The sequence below is a fragment of the Micromonospora sp. NPDC049900 genome, assembly GCF_044461025.1.
GTDB lineage: Bacteria > Actinomycetota > Actinomycetes > Mycobacteriales > Micromonosporaceae > Micromonospora.
Map to the genome: position 1 here is coordinate 207,061 of NZ_JBITKM010000005.1, position 17,966 is coordinate 225,026.

Here is a 17,966-nt window from a genome sequence, read left to right on the forward strand (position 1 = left end):
ACGGCGGGGGCGACTCATCGGCACGTGGGCCGCGACCGCACCGGTCCCCGGCAGGAGGCGGCCCGACCGAAAGTACGACCCGGCCGCGACACGGGTGGCACGACGCCCGCTCCCGCTCAGCGCGGCAGGCCCCGCCACGGCGTGACCGGACCGCTGGGGCGGTCGCCCCGCAGGGTGATCCGGTGCACCACCCGGCGCGCGTCGCCGTAGTCGCGGTTGGCGTAGTGGGCGGTGCTGCGGTTGTCCCACATCGCCACGTCGCCGGCCCGCCAGCGGTGCCGCACCAGGTGCTCGGGCTTGGTGAGGTGGGCGTAGAGCAGATCCAGGATCGCGCGGCTCTCGGCCTCGGAGACGCCGACGACGTGCGAGGTGAAGCCCGGGTTGACGAAGATGCCCCGGCGGCCGGTCTCCGGGTGCACCCGCACCACCGGGTGCTCCACCGGATCGAGCCGGGTGACCACCTCGCCGTCCCAGACGCTGCCCCGACCGCCGCGCCGCTGGGCGAGGTAGTAGCCGAACTCGCGGTTGCCGTCGTGCACCGCGACCAACCCGTCCACCAGCCGCCGCACCGGCTCGGCGAGGGAGTCGTACGCGAGCTGACTGTCCGCCCAGGTCGTGTCACCCCCGGTCGGTGGAAGGGTGACCGCGCGCAGGATCGATCCCAGGGGCGGACGGGCGACGAACGTGACGTCGGTGTGCCAGACGTCGGCGAAGCCGTTGTCGGCGCTGTCCAGCGCGTAGACCTCCGGGTGCGCCTCGTCCACCCCGCCGACCACCGGGTGCGAGGCGGTCAGGTCCCCGAGTCGGCGACCGAGGCGTACCTGTCCGTCGTCGTCGAGGTGCTGGTCGGCGAAGAACAGCACCTTGCGATCCACCAGAGCCGCGCGTACCGCGGCGAGTTCGGCGTCGGTGGCCCGGTCGAGGTCCAGCCCGCGTACCTCCGCGCCGAAGTGCGGTCCGAGCGGATCCAGAGCCAGGTCGACGAGGGTGTCGGTCATCGTGGTGTCCCTTCGGTTCGGACGGCGGCGGTACGGACGGCGTGGCCGATCGTGGCGCGCAGGGCGGCGTACTCCGGTGAGCCGCGCAGCTCGTCCGGCTCGACACCGGTACGCGGCAGGTCGACGTCCAGGTCGAGTGCGACGCGTCCCGGGCGGCTGGTCAGGACGACCACCCGGCTGCCGAGGAACACCGCCTCGTCCACGCTGTGGGTGACGAACACGCAGGTGCGGCCGGTGTCGGCGCTGACCGTCCGCAGGTCCTCCTGAAGCCGTTCGCGGGTCAACGCGTCGAGGGCCGCGAAGGGTTCGTCGAGCAGCAACAGGGGGTTCTCCACGGCCAGCGCCCGGGCGATGGCGACCCGCTGCTGCTGCCCTCCGGAGAGTTGCCAGGTGCGCCGGTGCGCCACGTTCGGCAGCCCGACCCGGTCCAGCAGCTCGGGCACCCGGCGGGTCCGCTCGGCGCGCGGCACGCCGGCGTACCGCAGCCCGAGACCGACGTTGCCACCGACCGTCCGCCAGGGCAGCAGCCGGGGCTGCTGGAACACCAGACCGGCGTTGCGGCCGGGCACCGGCGTCACGCCCGCCGCGGTGACCGTGCCGCTGGTCGGGCGCTCGAATCCGGCGATCAGCCGCAACAACGTGCTCTTGCCACATCCGGAGGCGCCGACGAGGACCAGGAAGCTGCCCGGCGGAACCCGGAGGTCCACCGGGCCCAGTGCGGTCACCGCGTCGGGGCCGGTGCCGTAGACGTGGGTGACGTCGCGGATCTCGACCGCGTCGTCAGGGCTGGAGGACACCCGGCAGTCCCCTGGTGTAGATCGCCTCGGCGAAGACCGACCGGTCCGGCACCGCGTCGATCTTGTGCTGCGCCTTGAGGAACACGGCGGCGGCGTACAGGTTGTCGGCGAGCCCGCCGACCTTCTCCGGCGTACCGAGCCACTCCGGGCCGGACAGCTCCGCCGGCTTGAGGAACACGCCCTGGCTCAACTGGTGCCGGGCGTCCTCGGCGCTGAGGTTCAGTTCCGCCCCGACGGCGGTGGCGGCGGCGGCCGGGTCGGTCGCGATCAGGTCCAGTGCCTGTGCCTGCACCCTGCGCCAGGCGTCCACCGCGTCGGGGTGGGCCTCGGCGAACGCGGTGGAGACCACGCCGAGGTCCAGCGTCGGCTTGCCCGCGGTGGCCAGTTCCCGGCTGGTGACCAGGACCTGTCCGGTCTTCTTGAGTTCGTCCAGCGACGGCAGCCAGGTGTACGCGGCGTCGAGGTCGCCACGGGTCCAGGCGGCCTGGATGTCCTGCGGCTCCAGGTCGACGAGGGTCACCTCGGACTCCCGCACACCGGCCCGGTCGAGCGCGGCGAGCAGACTGTAGTGCGCGGTCGACGCGAACGGGGTGCCGATCTTCTTGCCACGCAGGTCGGTGACGGCGGCGACGCCGCTCCCGTTGCGCGCCACCAGTGCCTCGTTGTCGCCCGCAACGTCGAGGACGAAGGCGACCTTGTACGGCAGGTTCAGCGGTGCGGAGAGTCCCCGGGCGACCGGGGACGAGCCGATCGCGGCGATGTCCACGCTGCCGGCGGCGAACGCGGTGTTGATGCTCGCTCCGGAGTCGAACTTGGTCCAGGTGATGTCGTAGTCCGGCAGCGCCTTCTCCAGCAGCCCCTGGTTCTTCACCACCAGGTCACCGCTCGGGAACGCCTGGTAGGCGAGCCGGATGGTCCTGTCCTGCGGGTCGCCACCGCCGCTGGCGGCGCCGTCGCCGCAGGCCGCGAGCCCGACGGTGGAGAGCAGCAGCAGGCTCGCGGTGACGGCACGGGTGAAACGTCGGTCCACGGATTGTCCATTCTCGAATCGGGACGGCACGGTCAGCCTCGACCGCGCCAGGGGACGAGCCGGTCCTCGGCGGCGCGCAGCAGCGCGTCGATGAGCAGGCCGGAGAGGCCGATGGCGAACAGGCCGAGCACCACCACGTCGGTCTGCGAGTACCGCTGCGCGTCGCGGACCATGCCGCCGATGCCCGGTACGCCGTTGATGGTCTCGGCGGCGACCACCGACGAGTACGCGATGCCGACGGCGAGCCGGATGCCGGTGAAGATCTCCGGGAGCGCGTGTGGCAGCACCACGTCCCGGGTGACCGCCCACCGTCCACCGCCCAGCGCGCGGGCGGCTTCCACCAGGGTGGCCGGGGCGGCGGTGACGGCCGAGGCGGTGGCGACGGCCACCGGAGGCAGCGCGGCGATCGACAGCAGCCACAGCTTCGGCGTCTCGTCGATGCCGAACCAGATGATGAGCAGACTGAAGTAGGCCAGTGGGGGGAGCGCGCGGACGAACGTGACCACCGGCTCGGCCGCCACGCGTACCCAGGGGACGGTGCCCATGACCAGACCGAGCACCAGCCCGGCGCCGACGCCCACCAGGGAGCCGACGAGGATGCGGCGCAGGCTCACGCCGAGGTGCTCGATCAGCAGGTGTCCGCTGTAGCCCCGGACCCCGTCGTGGGTGCTGGAGGTCTGCACCAGACGGTCCCATACCGCGCCCGGGGACGGGATGAACGTGGGGTTGTCGGTGAGCACCGCGAGCGCCTGCCAGAGTCCGAGCAGGACGAGGAGGGCGACGGCGCGCAGGGCGATCCGGCGCGTCCGGCCCGCACGCCACGAGGGACGGGGTGACCGTGTCGGTGGCGGAGCACCGGCATCGGCACCCGCGGTCGGCACGGCGACGACGGTGCTCACGCGTTCTCTCCCCTCGACGACCACATAGCCTGCTTTTCCTACAGCTTTAGTAGGGCATTAGGCAAGACCTCGCCCACGGCGTGGAACGATCGCCACCGATACCCGCGGCGACGACCGCGCGCCACTCAGTCCGGCAGGTCGGCGATGCGGGTGGAGAGGTCGCGGAGCAGCGCCAGCTCGTCGGGGTCGAGGTGGTCGAGCAAGCGGGCGCGCACCGACGCCACGTGCTGCGGCGCGGCGCGTTCCAGCACGCCGAAGCCCTCGTCGGTCAGGCGCAGCAGGCACCCTCGGGCGTCCTGCGGGTCGGGTTCCCGGGTGACGAGCCTCCGGGCCTGCATCCGGGTGGTGTGGTGGGAGAGCCGACTGCGGGACCACTCCATCTTGGCGGCGAGGTCCTTGAGCGCCCAGCGACGGTCCGGCTTCTCCGACAGCGTGCTGAGCACCTCGTAGTCCGCCGGAGAGAGCCCCGAGTCGCGGGCCAGGTCCCGGTCCAGGCGGGCGGGCAGCGCGACGAGCAGACGCCGGAACGCCCGCCAGGCCCGCTCCTCGTCAGCACTGAGCCACGGTGTCGCCATACCACCACCGTACCCGTCGTTGACATGTCATCGAAACGACGGGTACGTTCGTTGACATGTCATCGACTGTTCCGTCCGCACCCCTGCGCGTCCTCGTCATCGTCGCGAGCACCCGGCCCGGCCGACTCGGTCCGGCCGTCGGCGACTGGTTCGTCGCCGCCGTCGCGCCCGACGCCACCCGGCACGGGACCCGGGTGGAGGTCGCGGACCTGGCCGACGTCGGGCTGCCGATGTTCGACGAGCCCGAGCACCCCTCGCGCGGCGAGTACGCCCACGAGCACACCCGCGAGTGGAGTCGCCGGGTCGCCGCCGCCGACGCGTTCGTGGTGGTCACCCCGGAGTACAACTTCGGCATGCCGGCGGTGCTGAAGAACGCCCTCGACTTCCTCTACCAGGAGTGGGCGTGGAAGCCGGTGGCGTTCGTCAGCTACGGCAACACCTCGGCGGGCACCCGCGCGGTGCAGATGGCCAAGCAGGTCGTCACCACGCTGCGGATGGTGCCGATCGGGGCCACCGTCGCGCTGCGCCTCGCCGAGCACACCCGCGACGGACAGGTGGTCGACTGCCCCACGCTGACCGACGGCGCGCGCGCCGTGCTGCGCGAACTCGACCGGGTCGCCCGCTCCCTGCGCCCACTGCGGGCACCCACGCCCCCGACGCTCACCGCCGGGCCGGTCGACGGGCTGACCCTGGCCGAGGTCCGCGACGAGGACCTGGCCGAGTTGTTCGTGCTCCAGCGCTGCTGCTGGGTGCAGGAGGCGATCGTCAACGACACCCTCGACCTGCCGCCGTTGCAGGAGTCGTTCGCGGACCTGGGTGCCTCCACGTCGACCTGGCGGATCTGGTGCCTGCGCCGTGACGGCCGCCTGATCGGGTCGGTGCGGGCCCGCGCCGACGGGGAAGCCTGGCTGGTCGGCCGTCTGATGGTCGCCCCCGACCAGGCCGGTCGGGGGATCGGTTCCTGGCTGCTCGCCCACGCCGAGTCGCAGGCCCCGGAGACCACCACGCACCACGCGCTGTACACCGGTCACCGCAGCACCCGCAACATCGGGGTGTACGAACGGGCCGGCTACACGGTGACCGAGGTCGACGCCGCACAGGGCGTCGTCCACCTGGTCAAGCCCCGCCGCCCGGTCGCCGCACCGGTCTAGCCGACGGTGGGTGCCGCCGTCCGGGCCCGCAGCCGGCGCAGCATCCGGGCGTCGGCGAAACCGACCGCCCGGGCGGCGGCCTCCACCGTGACGCCGTGCCCGATGAGGTGTTCGGCGCGCTCGACCCGCAGCAACTGCTGGTACCGCAGCGGGGTGAGCCCGGTCGAGGCACCGAACAGGCGGGTCAGTGTCCGTTCGCTCACCCCCGCCGCCAGCGCCAGCTCGCCCAGCGGCAGCGGCTCGGTGAACCGTTCGTCGAGTAGGTCCTGGGCCCGGTGCACCACGTCGCTGAGGTGGGCGCGGTGCCGCAGCATGACGCTGTCCTGCCGTTCGTGTCCGTTGCGCCGCGCGTACACCACCATCTCGCGGGCGACGCGCGCGGCCGTGGCGGGCCCGTGCCGCGTCGCCACCAGGTGCAGCGCCAGGTCGATACCGCTGGCGATACCGGCGGAGGTGGCCACCCGCTCGTCGACCACGTAGAGCCGGTCCCGCAGCACGGTGGCCGCCGGATACCGGCGGGCCAGTTCGTCCTGCACCCCGTGGTGGGTGGTGCACCGCCGCCCGTCCAGCAGGCCCGCGCGGCCGAGGGCGTCGGCGCCCGCGCAGACGCTCACCACGGTCCCTCCGGCCGCGTGATGCGCGGTAAGCCGGTCCAGGGTCGCCGCATCCAGCCGCCCGGTGCCGGGCGAGATCGGTGACCGCCAGCCGGGGACGACGACCAGGTCGGCCGGGCCCAGTGCGGGCCAGTCGACGCTGGCGCGCACCGGCAGCCCCTGTGCGGTCACCACCTCGTCCTGCTCGGCGACGTACCGCAGGTCGTACGGGTGCCCCTGAGCCCTCGCAGTGGAGAAGACCTGGGCCGGACCGGCCAGGTCGAGCAGGTGCACCTGCGGCACGAGCAGGAAGACCACCGTGGCCATCGACGACCTCAGCCCGTGGCGAGGGCCACCGCCGCGCCGGTCACCTCGTCGACGGTACGGATGGTGGCGAACCGTCCGGCCAGCGCGTACTCGGTGCGGGCGACGATCTCGTCGGTGCCGAGCGTGCGCGGGTCAGCGAGGATCTCGGTGAGCGGTCGGTCGGCCGGGGCGTCCCGGTGCGCGATCGGGGTGGTGGCGGTCGCGTCGACCACGAACGTGACCGCGTAGCCGAGATCCGCCGCGACCCGGGCGGTGGTCTCGCAGCACTGCTCGGTCCGGATCCCGCAGATCACCAGCTCGCGTATCCCGGCGGCGGTGAGCAGGTAGTGCAGGCGGGTGGTGGTGAAGGCGTTGTGCACGTACTTGGTCAGGACCGGCTCGTCCGCGGCGGGCCGCAGCCCGTCCATCAGCCGGACGAAGCCCCGGTCCGGGTCGAACAGGTTACCGGTACCCGGCTCGGCGTGCAGCGCCCAGAAGACCGGGTCGCCCGCGCTGCGTGCCGCGTCGACCAGGCGGTTCACCTGGCCGACGATGCCCGGATTGGAGGTGGCCGCCCAGATCTCCTGTCGGCGGAAGGACTCCTGTACGTCAATGACGAGAAGTGCGCTGCTCATGACGACCATGGTGGCCCGCCGAATCCGGCCATGACCAGCCACGATCGGGCTCGGCTGCGGAACGATCCGGTCATCCCCGCAAGCCGTGGGCGGCGGTCCGGCATCCGGCCTCCGCCCGCACCTCGGCGGAGTTGCTGGTCACCGGTTGATACGGTCGCCCGCGACGACGATGATCACGTGGCCGACAGGGAGGTACGGGATGGGACTCATGGACCGGCTCCGGGGCGAGTTCGTCGACATCGTGGAGTGGCTGGACGACAGCCGGGACACGATCGTCTGGCGCTTCCCCCGACACCAGAACGAGATCAAGATGGGCGCCAAGCTGATCGTGCGCGAGTCGCAGACGGCGGTGTTCGTCAACGAGGGGCAGATCGCCGACGCCTTCCCGCCCGGCACCTACACCCTGGAAACCCGCAACCTGCCCATCCTGTCCACCCTCAAGGGCTGGAAGTACGGCTTCAACTCGCCGTTCAAGGCCGAGGTGTACTTCGTCAACACCCGGCAGTTCACCGAGATGAAGTGGGGTACCCAGAACCCGGTGATCCTGCGCGACGCCGAGTTCGGCGTGGTCCGGCTGCGCGCGTTCGGCGCGTACGCGGCCCGGGTGGTGGACGCGCAGCGTCTGCTGCGGGAGCTGGTCGGCACCGATCCGCAGTTCCGCACCGAGGAGGTGCAGGAGTACCTGCGGCAGCTCATCGTGGGACGGCTCGGCGGCGCGCTGGCCACGGCCGGCGTACCGCTGCTGGACCTGGCCGCCCACCAGGACGCCATCGGCCGGCGGCTGGCCGGGGTGCTGACGGCGGAACTGGCCGACGTCGGCATCGCGATCCCGACCTTCGTCATCGAGAACATCTCCGTGCCGCCGGAGGTGGAGCGGGCGCTGGACAAGCGCACCAGCATGGGCGCGGTCGGTGACCTGAACCGGTTCACGCAGTTCCAGGCCGCGACCGCGTTGGAGGAGGCGGCGCGCAACCCGGGCGGCGAGGCGGGGGCCGGCGTCGGCCTGGGCATGGGCATGGCGATGGGGCAGCAGATGGCCCGCACGATGGCCGGCGAGACCGCGCCCGCGCAACCCGCACCGGCGGCGCACGCCCCGACACCGCCGAGCGCGGAGCCGCCGCCGCTGCCCACCCAGACCCAGTGGTTCATCGGCGTGGACGGGCAGCGGCAGGGCCCGTTCGACCTCGGTGGGCTGGCCGCCCAGGTGGCCGCCGGCGCGCTGGGCCCGGACACCCTGGCCTGGCGGTCCGGCATGGCACAGTGGCAGCCCGCCGGACAGCTTCCCGAGCTCGCCTCGGTGCTGGCCAGCGTCCCGCCGCCGCTGCCGCCGCGATGAGCGGCGCGACCGTGCCGCCGACGTTCGGATGCGGCGGCTGTGGCGCCCGGGTCGAGTACGCGCCGGGCGCGGCGGTGCTGCGCTGCCCGTACTGCGGCAGCCAGCAGGAGATCGCCGGGGCCGGTCGGGGGGTCCGCGAGCACGCGTACGCCCAGTTGGCGACACTGGCGCGCAAGCCGGTGGCGCAGGTCGGCGCGTACACCTTCGTCTGTCCGGGTTGTGGCGCCCGGACCGAGAGCGACGCGTTGGCGAAGCGCTGCCAGTTCTGCGCCGCGCCGCTGGTGGCCGACCAGGCGACGGGCAGCCTGATCGCCCCGGAGGGGGTACTGCCGTTCGTGGTGGACCGCTCCGGCGTACGGACGGCACTGGGCACCTGGTGCCGGAGCCGCTGGTTCGCCCCGAACAGCCTCAAGAAGGTCAGCGAGGCGGAGACGCTCAAGGGCACCTACCTGCCGCACTGGACCTTCGACGCGCGGACCGTGTCGCAGTACCGGGGGCAGCGCGGCCAGCACTACTGGGTCACCGAGAACTACACGGTGATCGTCGACGGCAAGACAGAGGTGCGGACCCGGCAGGTACGCCGCACCCGGTGGTATCCGGCCGGTGGCACCGTGCGGCGGGACTTCGACGACGTGCTGGTCCCGGCCACCCGGTATCTGCCGGAGCAGCAACTGGACCGGTTGGCCCCGTGGCCGCTGACCGAGGCGGTCGCGTACCACGGGGACTACCTGGCCGGCTATCACGCGCTGCGCTACGACACCGAGCCGGAGGCGGGGCTGGCCACGGCGAAGACCCGGATGGCGCCGGTCATCACCGCCGACTGCCGCCGCGACATCGGTGGCGACGAACAGCGCGTCGACTCCGTCGACACCAGCTACTCGGACGTGACGTACAAGCTGATGCTGTTGCCGGTCTGGATCGCCGCCTACCTGCACGCCGGGCGGTCGTACCAGATCCTGGTCAACGCCCGCACCGGCGAGGTGATCGGCGAACGTCCGTACAGCAAGGCGAAGATCGCTGCCGCGGTGCTGGCCGCGGTGGCGCTGGTCGCCGCGATCGTGCTGGCGTTCGTGCTGAGTCGCTAGGCCCGGCTCGGATCGGGGACGCTGCCGCGCACCTCATGCGGCGGCGATCTGGATCTTGCGACCGACACCGGCCCGGAACTGCGCCATCGCGTCGGCGTACTTCTCCAGCGGGTACCGGTGGCTGATGAAGACGGCCGGGTCCAGGACCCCGACGGCGAAGAGTTCGGCGGCGCGTTCGAAGCTGTGCAGCACCGCCATCGACCCGGTGACGGTGATCTCCTTGTTGTAGATGCGGTAGGGCTCGACCGGCACCCGGGTGGCGTACTCGGAGACGCCGAACTGGAGGAACGTGCCGGCCGGGGCGACCCGACCGAGGCCGTCTTCGATGGCCGCCTGCACGCCGGTGCAGTCGATCACCACGTCCCAGCCGCGCGCCCGGTCCAGCTCGTCCGCACCCGCCGCGCTCGCCGAACAGCCCAGCGCGACGGCGGTGGCGAGGCGGTCCCGGTTCGGGTCGACCACGCTGACCGTGGCCGCGCCGCACCGTTTGGCGAGTTCGAGCATCATCAGGCCCATCGTGCCCGCGCCGTAGATCAGGTAGTGGTCGGCGAGCCGCCGGGGCAGCACGTCGAAGCCGCGTACCGCGCAGGACAGCGGCTCGATCAGGGCCGCGTCGGCCGGTGCGACGCCCTCGGGCAGCACCACGCAGTTGCGGACCGGGGCGAGGGCGTAGTCGGCCGCCCCCCCGGCGACGGTCACGCCGATGGCGTTCCACCGTTCGCACAGGTTGCCCCGGGCACGCCGGCACTGGTAGCACTCGCCGCAGTGCAGCGACGGGTCCACCGCGACCGGGTCGCCGACCCGGACCTCGGTGACGTCGCCGCCGACCGCGACCACCGTGCCGGCGAACTCGTGGCCCGGCACGATCGGGTACGCGGGCGCGAACTCGCCGTCCATGATGTGCAGGTCGGTGCCGCAGATCCCGCTGCCGGCCACCTCGACGACCACGTCCCGGGGGCCGGGCGTGGGGTCCGGTACGGACTCGACGCTGATCTGACCCGGCGTGACGATGACTGCTGCCTTCACTTGACCGCCCCCATGGAGAGTCCTCGGACGAGTTGTTTCTGGGCGATCCAGCCGGCCAGCACGACCGGCAACGACACGATCGTCGCGGCCGCACAGAGCCGGGCCAGGAACAGCCCTTCGGAGGTGACGAAGCCGACCAGGAAGATCGGCGAGGTGCCGGCCCTGGTGGCGGTGAGGTTGACCGCGAGGAAGAACTCGTTCCAGCTAAAGATGAAGCAGATCAGCGCGGTGGCGGCCAGGCCGGGCGCGACGATCGGCAACAGGATCCGCCGGATGGTGACCGGCAGGCTGGCGCCGTCCATCGCCGCCGCCTCGATCAGGGCGGTCGGCACCTCCAGCATGAACGAGCGCATCATCCAGACCGCCAGCGGCAGGTTCATCGCCGTGTAGAGCACGACCAGGGTCCAGACGTTGTCCAGCATGCCGAGGTTCTGCACCAGCAGGTAGATCGGCAGCAGCGCGGCGACCACCGGCAGCATCTTGGTGCTGATGAAGAAGAACAGCACGTCACGCCACTTGGCGACCGGCCGGATGGACAGCGCGTACGCGGCCGGGGTGGCCAGCAGCAGCACCAGCAGCGTGGACATCACGCTGGCCATCAGCGAGTTGAGCAGGTACGGCATGAGGTCGCGGTCGAAGACCTGCCGGTAGCCGTCGAGCACCGGGGTGAAGAACCAGGCCGGCGGGTTGCTGGCGGCGTCCACCTCGCGTTTGAAGCCGGTGAGCACCATCCAGGCCACCGGCAGGAAGAACAACAGCCCGGCGAGCCAGGCCAGCACGGTCCAGACCGCGCCGGTGAAGCCCGCGCCGCGCCGGACCGGGGCAGCGGTACGCGTCATCGCGCGTCCTCCATCCGGAACAGGCTGGAGAGCAACCGCAGCGCGAAGGTGGCGACGACGATCGTGCCGATCACCACCACCACACCGGCTGCGGCGGCCTCGCCGTACTCGAACTTGCGGAAGGTGGTCAGGTAGATCTCGTACGGCAGGTTGGTGGTGGCCCGCCCGGGACCACCCTGGGTGATCGTGAAGACCGCGTCGAACGTCTGCACCAGGTAGATCGCGCCGAGCAGGGCACCGAGTTCCAGGTAGGGCCGCAGGTAGGGCAGCGTGATCCGGGTGAAGGTCTGCCAGGGTCCGGCACCGTCGACCCGGGCGGCCTCCAACGTCTCCAGGGACTGGCCCTGCAACCCGGCCAGGATGATCAGCATCATGAACGGGGTCCACTGCCAGACCAGCGAGGCGACCACGGCCACCATCGGGTACTGCGACACCCAGTCGGTGCTGCCGCCGAAGATGCCGTTGATCAGGCCGTACGACGGGTTGTAGATGGCGTGTTTCCAGAGCAGCGCCGCCGCCATCGGCATCACCAGGAACGGGGTGATGAGCAGCGTCCGCACGATGCCCCGGCCGGGGAACCTCCGGTCCAGCAGGATCGCCAGGCCGAGGCCGAGCAGCACCGAGACGATCACCGACGAGGCGGTGAGCACCACGGTGTTGACCAGGGCGGCCCGCAGCCGGGCGTCGCTGAGCACGGTCGCGTAGTTGGCCAGCCCGATGAACTCCTGGCTGCCCGGGCGCAACGCGTTCCAGCTCTGGGTGGACAGGTAGAGGGTGAACAGGAACGGGAGCTGGGTCACCACGATGGCGAAGACCAGTGCGGGCAGCAGCGGGGCGCGGCGGGCCCAGCGCTGTTTACGGTCCGGCCGGGTGGGACGGACGGCGGGACGCGCGCTCGCGTCCGGGTCGGTGGTGGTGGTCGTGGTCATCGATCCGCCTCACAGGGCAGGGTCGGGGCCGGCCGGTCGACCGGCCCCGACGCGCGGCTACCGGTGTTTGCTGGCGGCTTCCTCGGCCAACCGCTGGCCGTCGGCGAGCGCCCGTTCGACGGTGCTCTGGCCGGCGATCGCCGCCGACACCTCCTGGGAGACCTTGGTGCCGAGGTCGGCGAACTCGGGGATGCCGACGAACTGCACCCCGAGCGCGGGCCGGGGCTGCACGCCCGGGTCGACCGGGTCGGCCTCCTGGATGGACTTGAGCGTGATGTCGGCGAAGGCGCCGGCCGATTCGCGGTACTCGGCGATCTCGTAGGTGGACTGCCGCTTGCCGGCCGGCACCCGGGACCAGCCGAGCGAGCCGCCGATCAGCCGCTCGTACTCCTTGCCGGTGGCCCAGGAGATGAACTTCCAGGCGGCGTCGGCGTTCTTGGTGGTCTTCGGCATCGCCAGCGCCCACGCCCACAACCAGCCGGACGAGTCGGTCTTCTCCACCGGCGCGTACACGTAGCCGACCTTGCCGGCGACGGTGCTGGAGTTCGGGTCCTCCAGGGTGCCGGCGGCGGAGGTGGCGTCGTACCACATGGCCGCCTTGCCCTGGCCGAACGTGTTCAGGCACTCGGTGAACCCGGACTGCGGTGCGCCCGGCTGCCCGTGCGCGCGGAGCAGGTCGACGTAGAACTTGGTCGCCTCGGTGAACTCCGGCGCGTTGACCTTCGGCGTCCAGTCCTTCTCGAACCAGGTGCCACCGAACGTGTTCACCACGGTGGTCAGCGGCGCGAACAGCTCGCCCCAGCCGGGCAGCCCGCGCAGGCAGATGCCGGAGATCCCTTTGTCCTTGTCGTCGAGTTGGGCGGCGAACCCGGCGACCTGCTGCCAGGTCGGGCGCTCCGGCATGGTGATGTTCTTGGCCGCGAAGAGTTCCTTGTTGTACATCAGGAACGACGACTCGCCGTAGAACGGTGCGGCGTAGAGCTTGCCGTCCTGGCCGGAGAGCGAGGCGACCATCGGTTCGAGCAGGTCGCCCTTGTCGTAGCCGGTGTCCCCGTCGGCGTACGAGCTGAGTTCGTGCAGCCAGTCGTTCTGCGCCCAGATGGGCGCCTCGTACGCGCCGATGGTGGCCACGTCGTACTGGCCGCCCTGGGTGGCGACGTCCTGGGTGACCCGGTCGCGCAGCTCGTTCTCGGGCAGGATGGTGAACCGGACGGTGATCCCGGTGTCCTTGGTGAAGTTCTCGGCGGTGACCTTGGCCAGGTCCTCCATCTGCGGGTTGCCGACCATCAGCACCGTGATGGCCGTGCCGTCGCCGGACGACCCACCGCCGGCTCCGGAGCAGGCGGTCGAGACCAGCGCGACGGCGAGACCGACGGCGAGCGTGCCGCGCCATCGGCGAGGAGATCGTGTTCTGGGCACAGCGAACCTCCGTGCGTGGTGGTGAGGTGAGGGTGAGGGGACGTCTCGGCCGGGGCGCTCAGACGCGCAGCACCACCGGGCCGAGCAGTGAGTAGCGGTGCGCCTCGGAGGCCGGCAGCGCGGTGTCCGTGACGACGGTGTCGAGGTCCGCCACGTCGGCGAACCGGCAGAAGCTGTGCCCGCCGAACTTGGTGTGCACCCCGGCGAACACCACTCGCCGGGCCACCGACATCACCTGGGCCTTGACCGCGGCCACGGCCGGGTCGGGTGTGGTCAGCCCGTGCTTGCGGGAGATGCCGTTGGCCCCGACGTAGGCCAGGTCGATGACGAAGCCGGCGAGCATCCGGGTGGCCCAGTGGTCGACGGTGGCCAGCGTGCGTCCGCGCACCCGGCCGCCGAGCAACAGCACCGTGACCGACGGGTACGCGGCCAGCGTCGCCGCGGTGTGCAGCGAGGCGGTGACCACGGTCAGTTGCCGGTGGGTGGGCAGCGCCTCGGCGATGAGCTGCGGGGTGTAGCCCTCGTCGATGAAGATCGACTCGGCGTCGCCGAGGTGTTCCACGGCTGCGGTGGCGATCCGCCGCTTCTCCACGACCATCCGGGTGGCCCGGGTCTCCAGGGTCGTCTCGAAGCGGGCGGTCTCCATCGGGTAGGCCCCGCCGTGCGTCCGGCGGACCAGGCCCTGCTGCGCCAGCAGGCTCAGGTCGCGACGGATGGTCTCCGGCGCGACGCTCAGCTCGACGGCGAGGTCACGGACGTCGACGTCACCCTGCCGGCGTGCCACGGCGAGGATGTGGTGGCGGCGCTGGTTCGCGTCCACTGTGCACCTCCCGTCGGCGTGTGTGTCTTTTTGTACCACCGTGGACCGTGAGGTGACTCCGGTCACATGCGGGTGATTCTGGTGGGTTTGTTGCCCGCTAGCCAGCCCGAACGGGCAACACATAACGGGCATGGAATCTTTACCACGCATAACGACCGCCCGTTTGGTGCCCCCGGTTGCCCGATAAGTACCCGCTGCGCCCGGTCGGGCGTCGCCTCGTCAGTTCGGCGCAGGCCCGTTGTCGACCAGCCGGAAGTGGGTGCCCAGCGACGCGTCCCCCAGTTCCTCCAGGATCAGCCCCCGGGTCGGCGAGTGCTGGAGGTACGCGGACAGGTTGCTGATCGCGTACGCGGGCGCGCCACCGCGCTGCCCGTCCCGCACGATCGAGAACCGCTGCCTCGGCGCGTCCGGGTCACAGGCGGCGCCCACCACCCGCAGCGCCGCACTGCCCGAGGAGCGCGACTCCCAGCAGGTGTCACCCGCCCCGGCGACCCGGACCAGATAGGTGTCGCCGCCCTGCGGCACGAAGACGAACAGTTGGTCGCCCTCGTCCCCGTCGACCTCGCCGAGACCGCCCTCGGCGCGCAGCGACACCCCGCCGATCCCGTCGACCCGGACGACGGTGGCCCGCCGCTGCCCGGACAGCACCCCTCCGCCGCCCGCCGACGGGGAACCGGAGGCGCCCGAGACGGGACGGGACGGGTCCGTCCCGGACGGCCGGGTGCCGTTCGGCGCGGGGCGCGACGACACGGTGGAGGGACTCGACGAGCCAGTGGAGGGATCGACCACGTCGGGACCCGGCGTGACCTCGGGAGGCGCGGTGGCCGGCACCGGGGTCGGTCCGGCCGGCCCGACCGGGATGGTGTGCGGCGGCCCGGCGAGGCGGATGGCGGCGGTGCCCGCACCGAGCGCGGCGACCAGGAGGACTCCGACCGTGACGGTCGCGACGTGTCGACGGCGACGGCGGAGGTCCCCCCGACGCCGGATCTCGGCGGCGGCGTGGACCCGGCCCCGCCCGCCGTGCCGGGCCAACCCGCGCAGGGCGTCGTCCAGCTCACGGTCAGCGGTCATGTCCCCTCCCTCCGCTGGTCACCTGCTGCTCGTCGTCGCCCAGATGGGCGGCGAGCGCGCGTCGCCCCCGGGCGAGCCGCGTCTTGACGGTGTTCACGTTCGTGCCCGCCTCGGTGGCGATCTCCGCCACGCTGAGGCCCACCAGATGGTGCAGGACCACCACCCGGCGCTGTTCTGCGGGGATGCGGCGCAGCGCGGCCACGATCGCCACGTGGTCGACCGAGCTGCCCTCGACCTGTTCCTCGGCGGCCTGCCGTCGGTGCGCGGTGAGCCGATTGACCGCCTTACGCCAGGCGCTCACCGCCACCCGGTACGCGACGCTGCGCACCCACGCCTCCGGGCTGTCGCACTCGCGGACGGTCGCCCACCGGTCCCAGGCCCGGGCGTACGCCTCCGCCACCGCGTCCTCGGCCTCGGCCCGACGGCCGATCATCGCGTAGAGGTGGCCCAGCACCCGCTGGGCCGACGCGGAGTAGAAGGCGTCGAACTCGTCAGCGTCGCGCATCGATCACGGTCTCCAGCCGATCCGGTCGCTCCTGGTCATGCCGCATCCCCGCCGAACGTCAGCCGTGCCGAGGCGCGGGCCCGGTGTCGTTGAAGCGGAAGCTGTCGAACGGCGACGCGTCGCCCAACTCCTCCAGGATCAGCCCGTTGCGCGCGGTCGTCCGCAGGTAGGCCCAACTGTTGCTGATCACGAACTCGCGCGCGCCGCCGCCCTGTGCCCCGGTGATGACGAACCGCTGGAGCGGGTCACCGGCCCGACAGGTGGCACCCCGCACCACGAGCGGCCGACTGTCGCCCGGGTTGTACGTCTGCCAGCAGAGCGGCTGCCCGGTGCCGCCGCCGTGGTACGACTTGATCAGGAACTCCTGCCCGCCCACCGGGGTCGGCACGAACACCTGCCGCCCCCGGTCGTCGTCCACCTCTGTCAGCCGCCCGCCGTCGAGCAACGACAGCCCGGACTCGAACGCGCCGACCCGGACGATCGTGACCCGACGTGTGCCGGAGAGTACCGGCTCCACGGACGGCGTCGGCGTCGGCTTCGGCGCGACGAACGGCGCCGCCATCGACAACGGCCCGACCGCCGGTGGCGCACTCTCGGACGCCGACGCCACCCCGTACACCCCCACCGCGGCGGCGACCAGCGCCACCAGGCCCGTACCGGCGAGCCACCTACCCGTCACCATCATGGCCTCCCACCTTCCGGTCATCGCCCCGAGCCCGTCCGACCGGTCCGGGTGTCGGTCCGTACAGCCTGATGACGCCTGGGGCACGACGGTGGTTTCACCACGACGCACGATCACTCATCCGCGCCGCCCGAGAGCGGTATGCTCCCCATCACCGTCCACCTTGGAGCCAGCCATGTCATCGACGCGTCGCGTACGGCTGATCAGCCACCTGCTCGCTCTCACTCTCGTCGGCACCGTGTTGTCCGCCGCACCGGCCGCCGCCGCCCCGGCACCGACGTCGTCACCCCCGGGCTGGACGGCCGTGCCCGGAAGCGCCCCGGTGCTGTCCCGGCCGGCGGCCGCCGTCTACGGCGGCGAGGTGCACCTGGTCGCCGAAGGCCCCGACGACAGCGTGGTGCACAACCGGTACTCCCTGCAGACCGAGGCCTGGTCGGGTTGGCAGACCGTGCCGGGTCCGGCCCGGGCGGCCTCCGCCCCGGCGGTCGTCCTCTACGGCGGCGAGCTGCACCTCTTCGTCCGGGGACCGGCGGGCACCATCCGGACCTCCCGGTACTCGCTGACGACCGCGACCTGGTCGGCCTGGTCGCCGGTGCCCGGGTCGGGCGCCGCCACGTCGGAGCCGGCCGTCGCGGTGTACGGCGGTCACCTGCACCTGTTCGTCCGGGCAACGGCGGGTGCCCTGCGCACCACCCGGTACGACCTCTCCACCGGCACCTGGTCGGCCTGGTCGACGCTGGCGGGTCTGCAGGCCGCGACCTCCGCGCCGGCCACCGCGGTCTACGGGGGCTGGCTGTGGGTGTTCGTCCGTGGCCCGGTCGGCAGTCTCCGCACCGTCCGGTACGACCTGTCCACCGGCACCTGGACGAACTGGTCCACGGTGCCCGGCTCGGCGGGCGCTCCGTCCGGCCCGGCCGCCGAGGTGTACGGCGGCGACCTGCGGCTGTACGTCAGCGACGTCGCCGCCGGGACGGTCCGCACCGTCGCGTACACGCTGAACACCTCCGCCTGGTCGCGGTGGTCGACGGCGACCGGCCCGGTCGACCTGGTCTCGGCACCCGGCACCACTGTCTACGGCGGTCACGTTCACCTCTTCGTGCAGGGTGCAGACCAGCAGGTCCACCGGTCGTTGATCGGGTCGTGACGACCCGCGGGCGGGCCGTCCGCGCGACAGCCCGCCCGCACCCGACGACCGGGCGGTCACCCACGCCCGACCGGCTGTGAGTTGCGTTACCAATACGTCGACCGGGAATCAGCTCGCCGGTTGCGG

General features: G+C 72.1%; 19 protein-coding genes. 4 read left to right on the forward strand and 15 right to left on the reverse strand.

The features are described from left to right. Positions 1–116 precede the first annotated feature (116 nt). The 5 genes from ACIBMZ_RS14850 to ACIBMZ_RS14870 all read right to left on the reverse strand — a co-directional run bounded on the left by ACIBMZ_RS14850 (position 117) and on the right by ACIBMZ_RS14870 (position 4,299). On the reverse strand, positions 117–998 hold the full coding sequence (locus ACIBMZ_RS14850; RefSeq protein ID WP_396693870.1) for a TauD/TfdA dioxygenase family protein: 882 nt from the start codon (positions 996–998) through the stop codon (positions 117–119). Continuing rightward, positions 995–1,795 (reverse strand): ABC transporter ATP-binding protein, encoded by an 801-nt coding sequence (locus ACIBMZ_RS14855; RefSeq protein WP_396693872.1) that lies wholly within the window; start codon positions 1,793–1,795, stop codon positions 995–997. The genes ACIBMZ_RS14850 and ACIBMZ_RS14855 overlap by 4 nt, the downstream gene beginning before the upstream one ends. Further along, positions 1,779–2,825 carry a glycine betaine ABC transporter substrate-binding protein gene (locus ACIBMZ_RS14860; RefSeq protein ID WP_396693874.1) on the reverse strand — a complete coding sequence of 349 codons (1,047 nt, stop codon included), beginning with the start codon at positions 2,823–2,825 and terminating at the stop codon, positions 1,779–1,781. The genes ACIBMZ_RS14855 and ACIBMZ_RS14860 overlap by 17 nt, the downstream gene beginning before the upstream one ends. Positions 2,826–2,857: 32 nt before the next feature. Then, positions 2,858–3,724 (reverse strand): ABC transporter permease, encoded by an 867-nt coding sequence (locus ACIBMZ_RS14865; protein ID WP_396693876.1) that lies wholly within the window; start codon positions 3,722–3,724, stop codon positions 2,858–2,860. 125 nt (positions 3,725–3,849) lie between these two features. After that, entirely contained in the window at positions 3,850–4,299 is a 450-nt protein-coding gene (locus ACIBMZ_RS14870; RefSeq protein ID WP_396693878.1) for a MarR family winged helix-turn-helix transcriptional regulator, read from the reverse strand. A gap of 56 nt (positions 4,300–4,355) precedes the next feature. Here ACIBMZ_RS14870 and ACIBMZ_RS14875 point away from each other — a divergent pair, with 56 nt between their 5' ends. Next, complete coding sequence (locus tag ACIBMZ_RS14875) at positions 4,356–5,450, forward strand: GNAT family N-acetyltransferase (RefSeq protein WP_396693880.1); 1,095 nt, start codon at positions 4,356–4,358, stop codon at positions 5,448–5,450. Here the strand turns inward: ACIBMZ_RS14875 and ACIBMZ_RS14880 are convergent. Together ACIBMZ_RS14880 and ACIBMZ_RS14885 are read right to left on the reverse strand one after the other, a co-directional pair. Beyond that, positions 5,447–6,370, reverse strand: a complete 924-nt coding sequence (locus ACIBMZ_RS14880) for a GlxA family transcriptional regulator (RefSeq protein WP_396693882.1) — start codon at positions 6,368–6,370, stop codon at positions 5,447–5,449. The two genes, ACIBMZ_RS14875 and ACIBMZ_RS14880, sit on opposite strands and share 4 nt — an antisense overlap. 8 nt (positions 6,371–6,378) lie before the next feature. Then, positions 6,379–6,984 (reverse strand): cysteine hydrolase family protein, encoded by a 606-nt coding sequence (locus ACIBMZ_RS14885; RefSeq protein ID WP_396693884.1) that lies wholly within the window; start codon positions 6,982–6,984, stop codon positions 6,379–6,381. A 199-nt stretch (positions 6,985–7,183) separates the two neighbouring features. On the opposite strand from ACIBMZ_RS14885, the gene ACIBMZ_RS14890 reads away from it, so the two are divergent. Both ACIBMZ_RS14890 and ACIBMZ_RS14895 read left to right on the forward strand, forming a co-directional pair. After that, entirely contained in the window at positions 7,184–8,320 is a 1,137-nt protein-coding gene (locus ACIBMZ_RS14890) for an SPFH domain-containing protein (protein ID WP_396693886.1), read from the forward strand. Beyond that, positions 8,317–9,405 (forward strand): hypothetical protein, encoded by a 1,089-nt coding sequence (locus ACIBMZ_RS14895; RefSeq protein ID WP_396693888.1) that lies wholly within the window; start codon positions 8,317–8,319, stop codon positions 9,403–9,405. Before ACIBMZ_RS14890 ends, ACIBMZ_RS14895 begins: the two co-directional genes overlap by 4 nt. Positions 9,406–9,438: 33 nt before the next feature. Here ACIBMZ_RS14895 and ACIBMZ_RS14900 read toward each other — a convergent pair whose 3' ends face one another. From ACIBMZ_RS14900 to ACIBMZ_RS14935, 8 genes are all read right to left on the reverse strand, one after another. Further along, complete coding sequence (locus ACIBMZ_RS14900) at positions 9,439–10,431, reverse strand: zinc-dependent alcohol dehydrogenase family protein (protein ID WP_396693890.1); 993 nt, start codon at positions 10,429–10,431, stop codon at positions 9,439–9,441. Further along, the gene (locus ACIBMZ_RS14905) at positions 10,428–11,270 is read right to left on the reverse strand and encodes a carbohydrate ABC transporter permease (protein WP_396693892.1); all 843 of its coding nucleotides are present in this window, start codon (positions 11,268–11,270) and stop codon (positions 10,428–10,430) included. Before ACIBMZ_RS14905 ends, ACIBMZ_RS14900 begins: the two co-directional genes overlap by 4 nt. After that, complete coding sequence (locus ACIBMZ_RS14910) at positions 11,267–12,199, reverse strand: carbohydrate ABC transporter permease (RefSeq protein WP_396693893.1); 933 nt, start codon at positions 12,197–12,199, stop codon at positions 11,267–11,269. The genes ACIBMZ_RS14905 and ACIBMZ_RS14910 overlap by 4 nt, the downstream gene beginning before the upstream one ends. A 57-nt stretch (positions 12,200–12,256) precedes the next feature. Beyond that, complete coding sequence (locus tag ACIBMZ_RS14915) at positions 12,257–13,618, reverse strand: ABC transporter substrate-binding protein (protein ID WP_396693895.1); 1,362 nt, start codon at positions 13,616–13,618, stop codon at positions 12,257–12,259. Between the two features lie 58 nt (positions 13,619–13,676). Beyond that, positions 13,677–14,438 (reverse strand): DeoR/GlpR family DNA-binding transcription regulator, encoded by a 762-nt coding sequence (locus ACIBMZ_RS14920; protein WP_396693897.1) that lies wholly within the window; start codon positions 14,436–14,438, stop codon positions 13,677–13,679. A 219-nt stretch (positions 14,439–14,657) separates the two neighbouring features. Continuing rightward, positions 14,658–15,509, reverse strand: a complete 852-nt coding sequence (locus ACIBMZ_RS14925; RefSeq protein WP_396693899.1) for a hypothetical protein — start codon at positions 15,507–15,509, stop codon at positions 14,658–14,660. Next, positions 15,499–16,014, reverse strand: a complete 516-nt coding sequence (locus tag ACIBMZ_RS14930; protein WP_396693901.1) for a sigma-70 family RNA polymerase sigma factor — start codon at positions 16,012–16,014, stop codon at positions 15,499–15,501. The genes ACIBMZ_RS14925 and ACIBMZ_RS14930 overlap by 11 nt, the downstream gene beginning before the upstream one ends. A 58-nt stretch (positions 16,015–16,072) precedes the next feature. Next, on the reverse strand, positions 16,073–16,699 hold the full coding sequence (locus ACIBMZ_RS14935; RefSeq protein WP_396693903.1) for a hypothetical protein: 627 nt from the start codon (positions 16,697–16,699) through the stop codon (positions 16,073–16,075). A 172-nt stretch (positions 16,700–16,871) separates the two neighbouring features. On the opposite strand from ACIBMZ_RS14935, the gene ACIBMZ_RS14940 reads away from it, so the two are divergent. After that, the gene (locus tag ACIBMZ_RS14940) at positions 16,872–17,840 is read left to right on the forward strand and encodes a hypothetical protein (protein WP_396693905.1); all 969 of its coding nucleotides are present in this window, start codon (positions 16,872–16,874) and stop codon (positions 17,838–17,840) included. The last annotated feature ends 126 nt before the right edge of the window (positions 17,841–17,966 follow it).

What these genes read in the sequence shown, in the direction of transcription:
- ACIBMZ_RS14850 (WP_396693870.1), bottom strand. Translation starts at nt 998, where the DNA reads ATGACCGACACCCTCGTCGACCTGGCTCTGGATCCGCTCGGACCGCAC.
- ACIBMZ_RS14870 (WP_396693878.1), bottom strand. Translation starts at nt 4,299, where the DNA reads ATGGCGACACCGTGGCTCAGTGCTGACGAGGAGCGGGCCTGGCGGGCG.
- ACIBMZ_RS14875 (WP_396693880.1), top strand. Translation starts at nt 4,356, where the DNA reads ATGTCATCGACTGTTCCGTCCGCACCCCTGCGCGTCCTCGTCATCGTC.
- ACIBMZ_RS14880 (WP_396693882.1), bottom strand. Translation starts at nt 6,370, where the DNA reads ATGGCCACGGTGGTCTTCCTGCTCGTGCCGCAGGTGCACCTGCTCGAC.
- ACIBMZ_RS14885 (WP_396693884.1), bottom strand. Translation starts at nt 6,984, where the DNA reads ATGAGCAGCGCACTTCTCGTCATTGACGTACAGGAGTCCTTCCGCCGA.
- ACIBMZ_RS14890 (WP_396693886.1), top strand. Translation starts at nt 7,184, where the DNA reads ATGGGACTCATGGACCGGCTCCGGGGCGAGTTCGTCGACATCGTGGAG.
- ACIBMZ_RS14895 (WP_396693888.1), top strand. Translation starts at nt 8,317, where the DNA reads ATGAGCGGCGCGACCGTGCCGCCGACGTTCGGATGCGGCGGCTGTGGC.
- ACIBMZ_RS14905 (WP_396693892.1), bottom strand. Translation starts at nt 11,270, where the DNA reads ATGACGCGTACCGCTGCCCCGGTCCGGCGCGGCGCGGGCTTCACCGGC.
- ACIBMZ_RS14910 (WP_396693893.1), bottom strand. Translation starts at nt 12,199, where the DNA reads ATGACCACGACCACCACCACCGACCCGGACGCGAGCGCGCGTCCCGCC.
- ACIBMZ_RS14925 (WP_396693899.1), bottom strand. Translation starts at nt 15,509, where the DNA reads ATGACCGCTGACCGTGAGCTGGACGACGCCCTGCGCGGGTTGGCCCGG.
- ACIBMZ_RS14930 (WP_396693901.1), bottom strand. Translation starts at nt 16,014, where the DNA reads ATGCGCGACGCTGACGAGTTCGACGCCTTCTACTCCGCGTCGGCCCAG.
- ACIBMZ_RS14935 (WP_396693903.1), bottom strand. Translation starts at nt 16,699, where the DNA reads ATGATGGTGACGGGTAGGTGGCTCGCCGGTACGGGCCTGGTGGCGCTG.
- ACIBMZ_RS14940 (WP_396693905.1), top strand. Translation starts at nt 16,872, where the DNA reads ATGTCATCGACGCGTCGCGTACGGCTGATCAGCCACCTGCTCGCTCTC.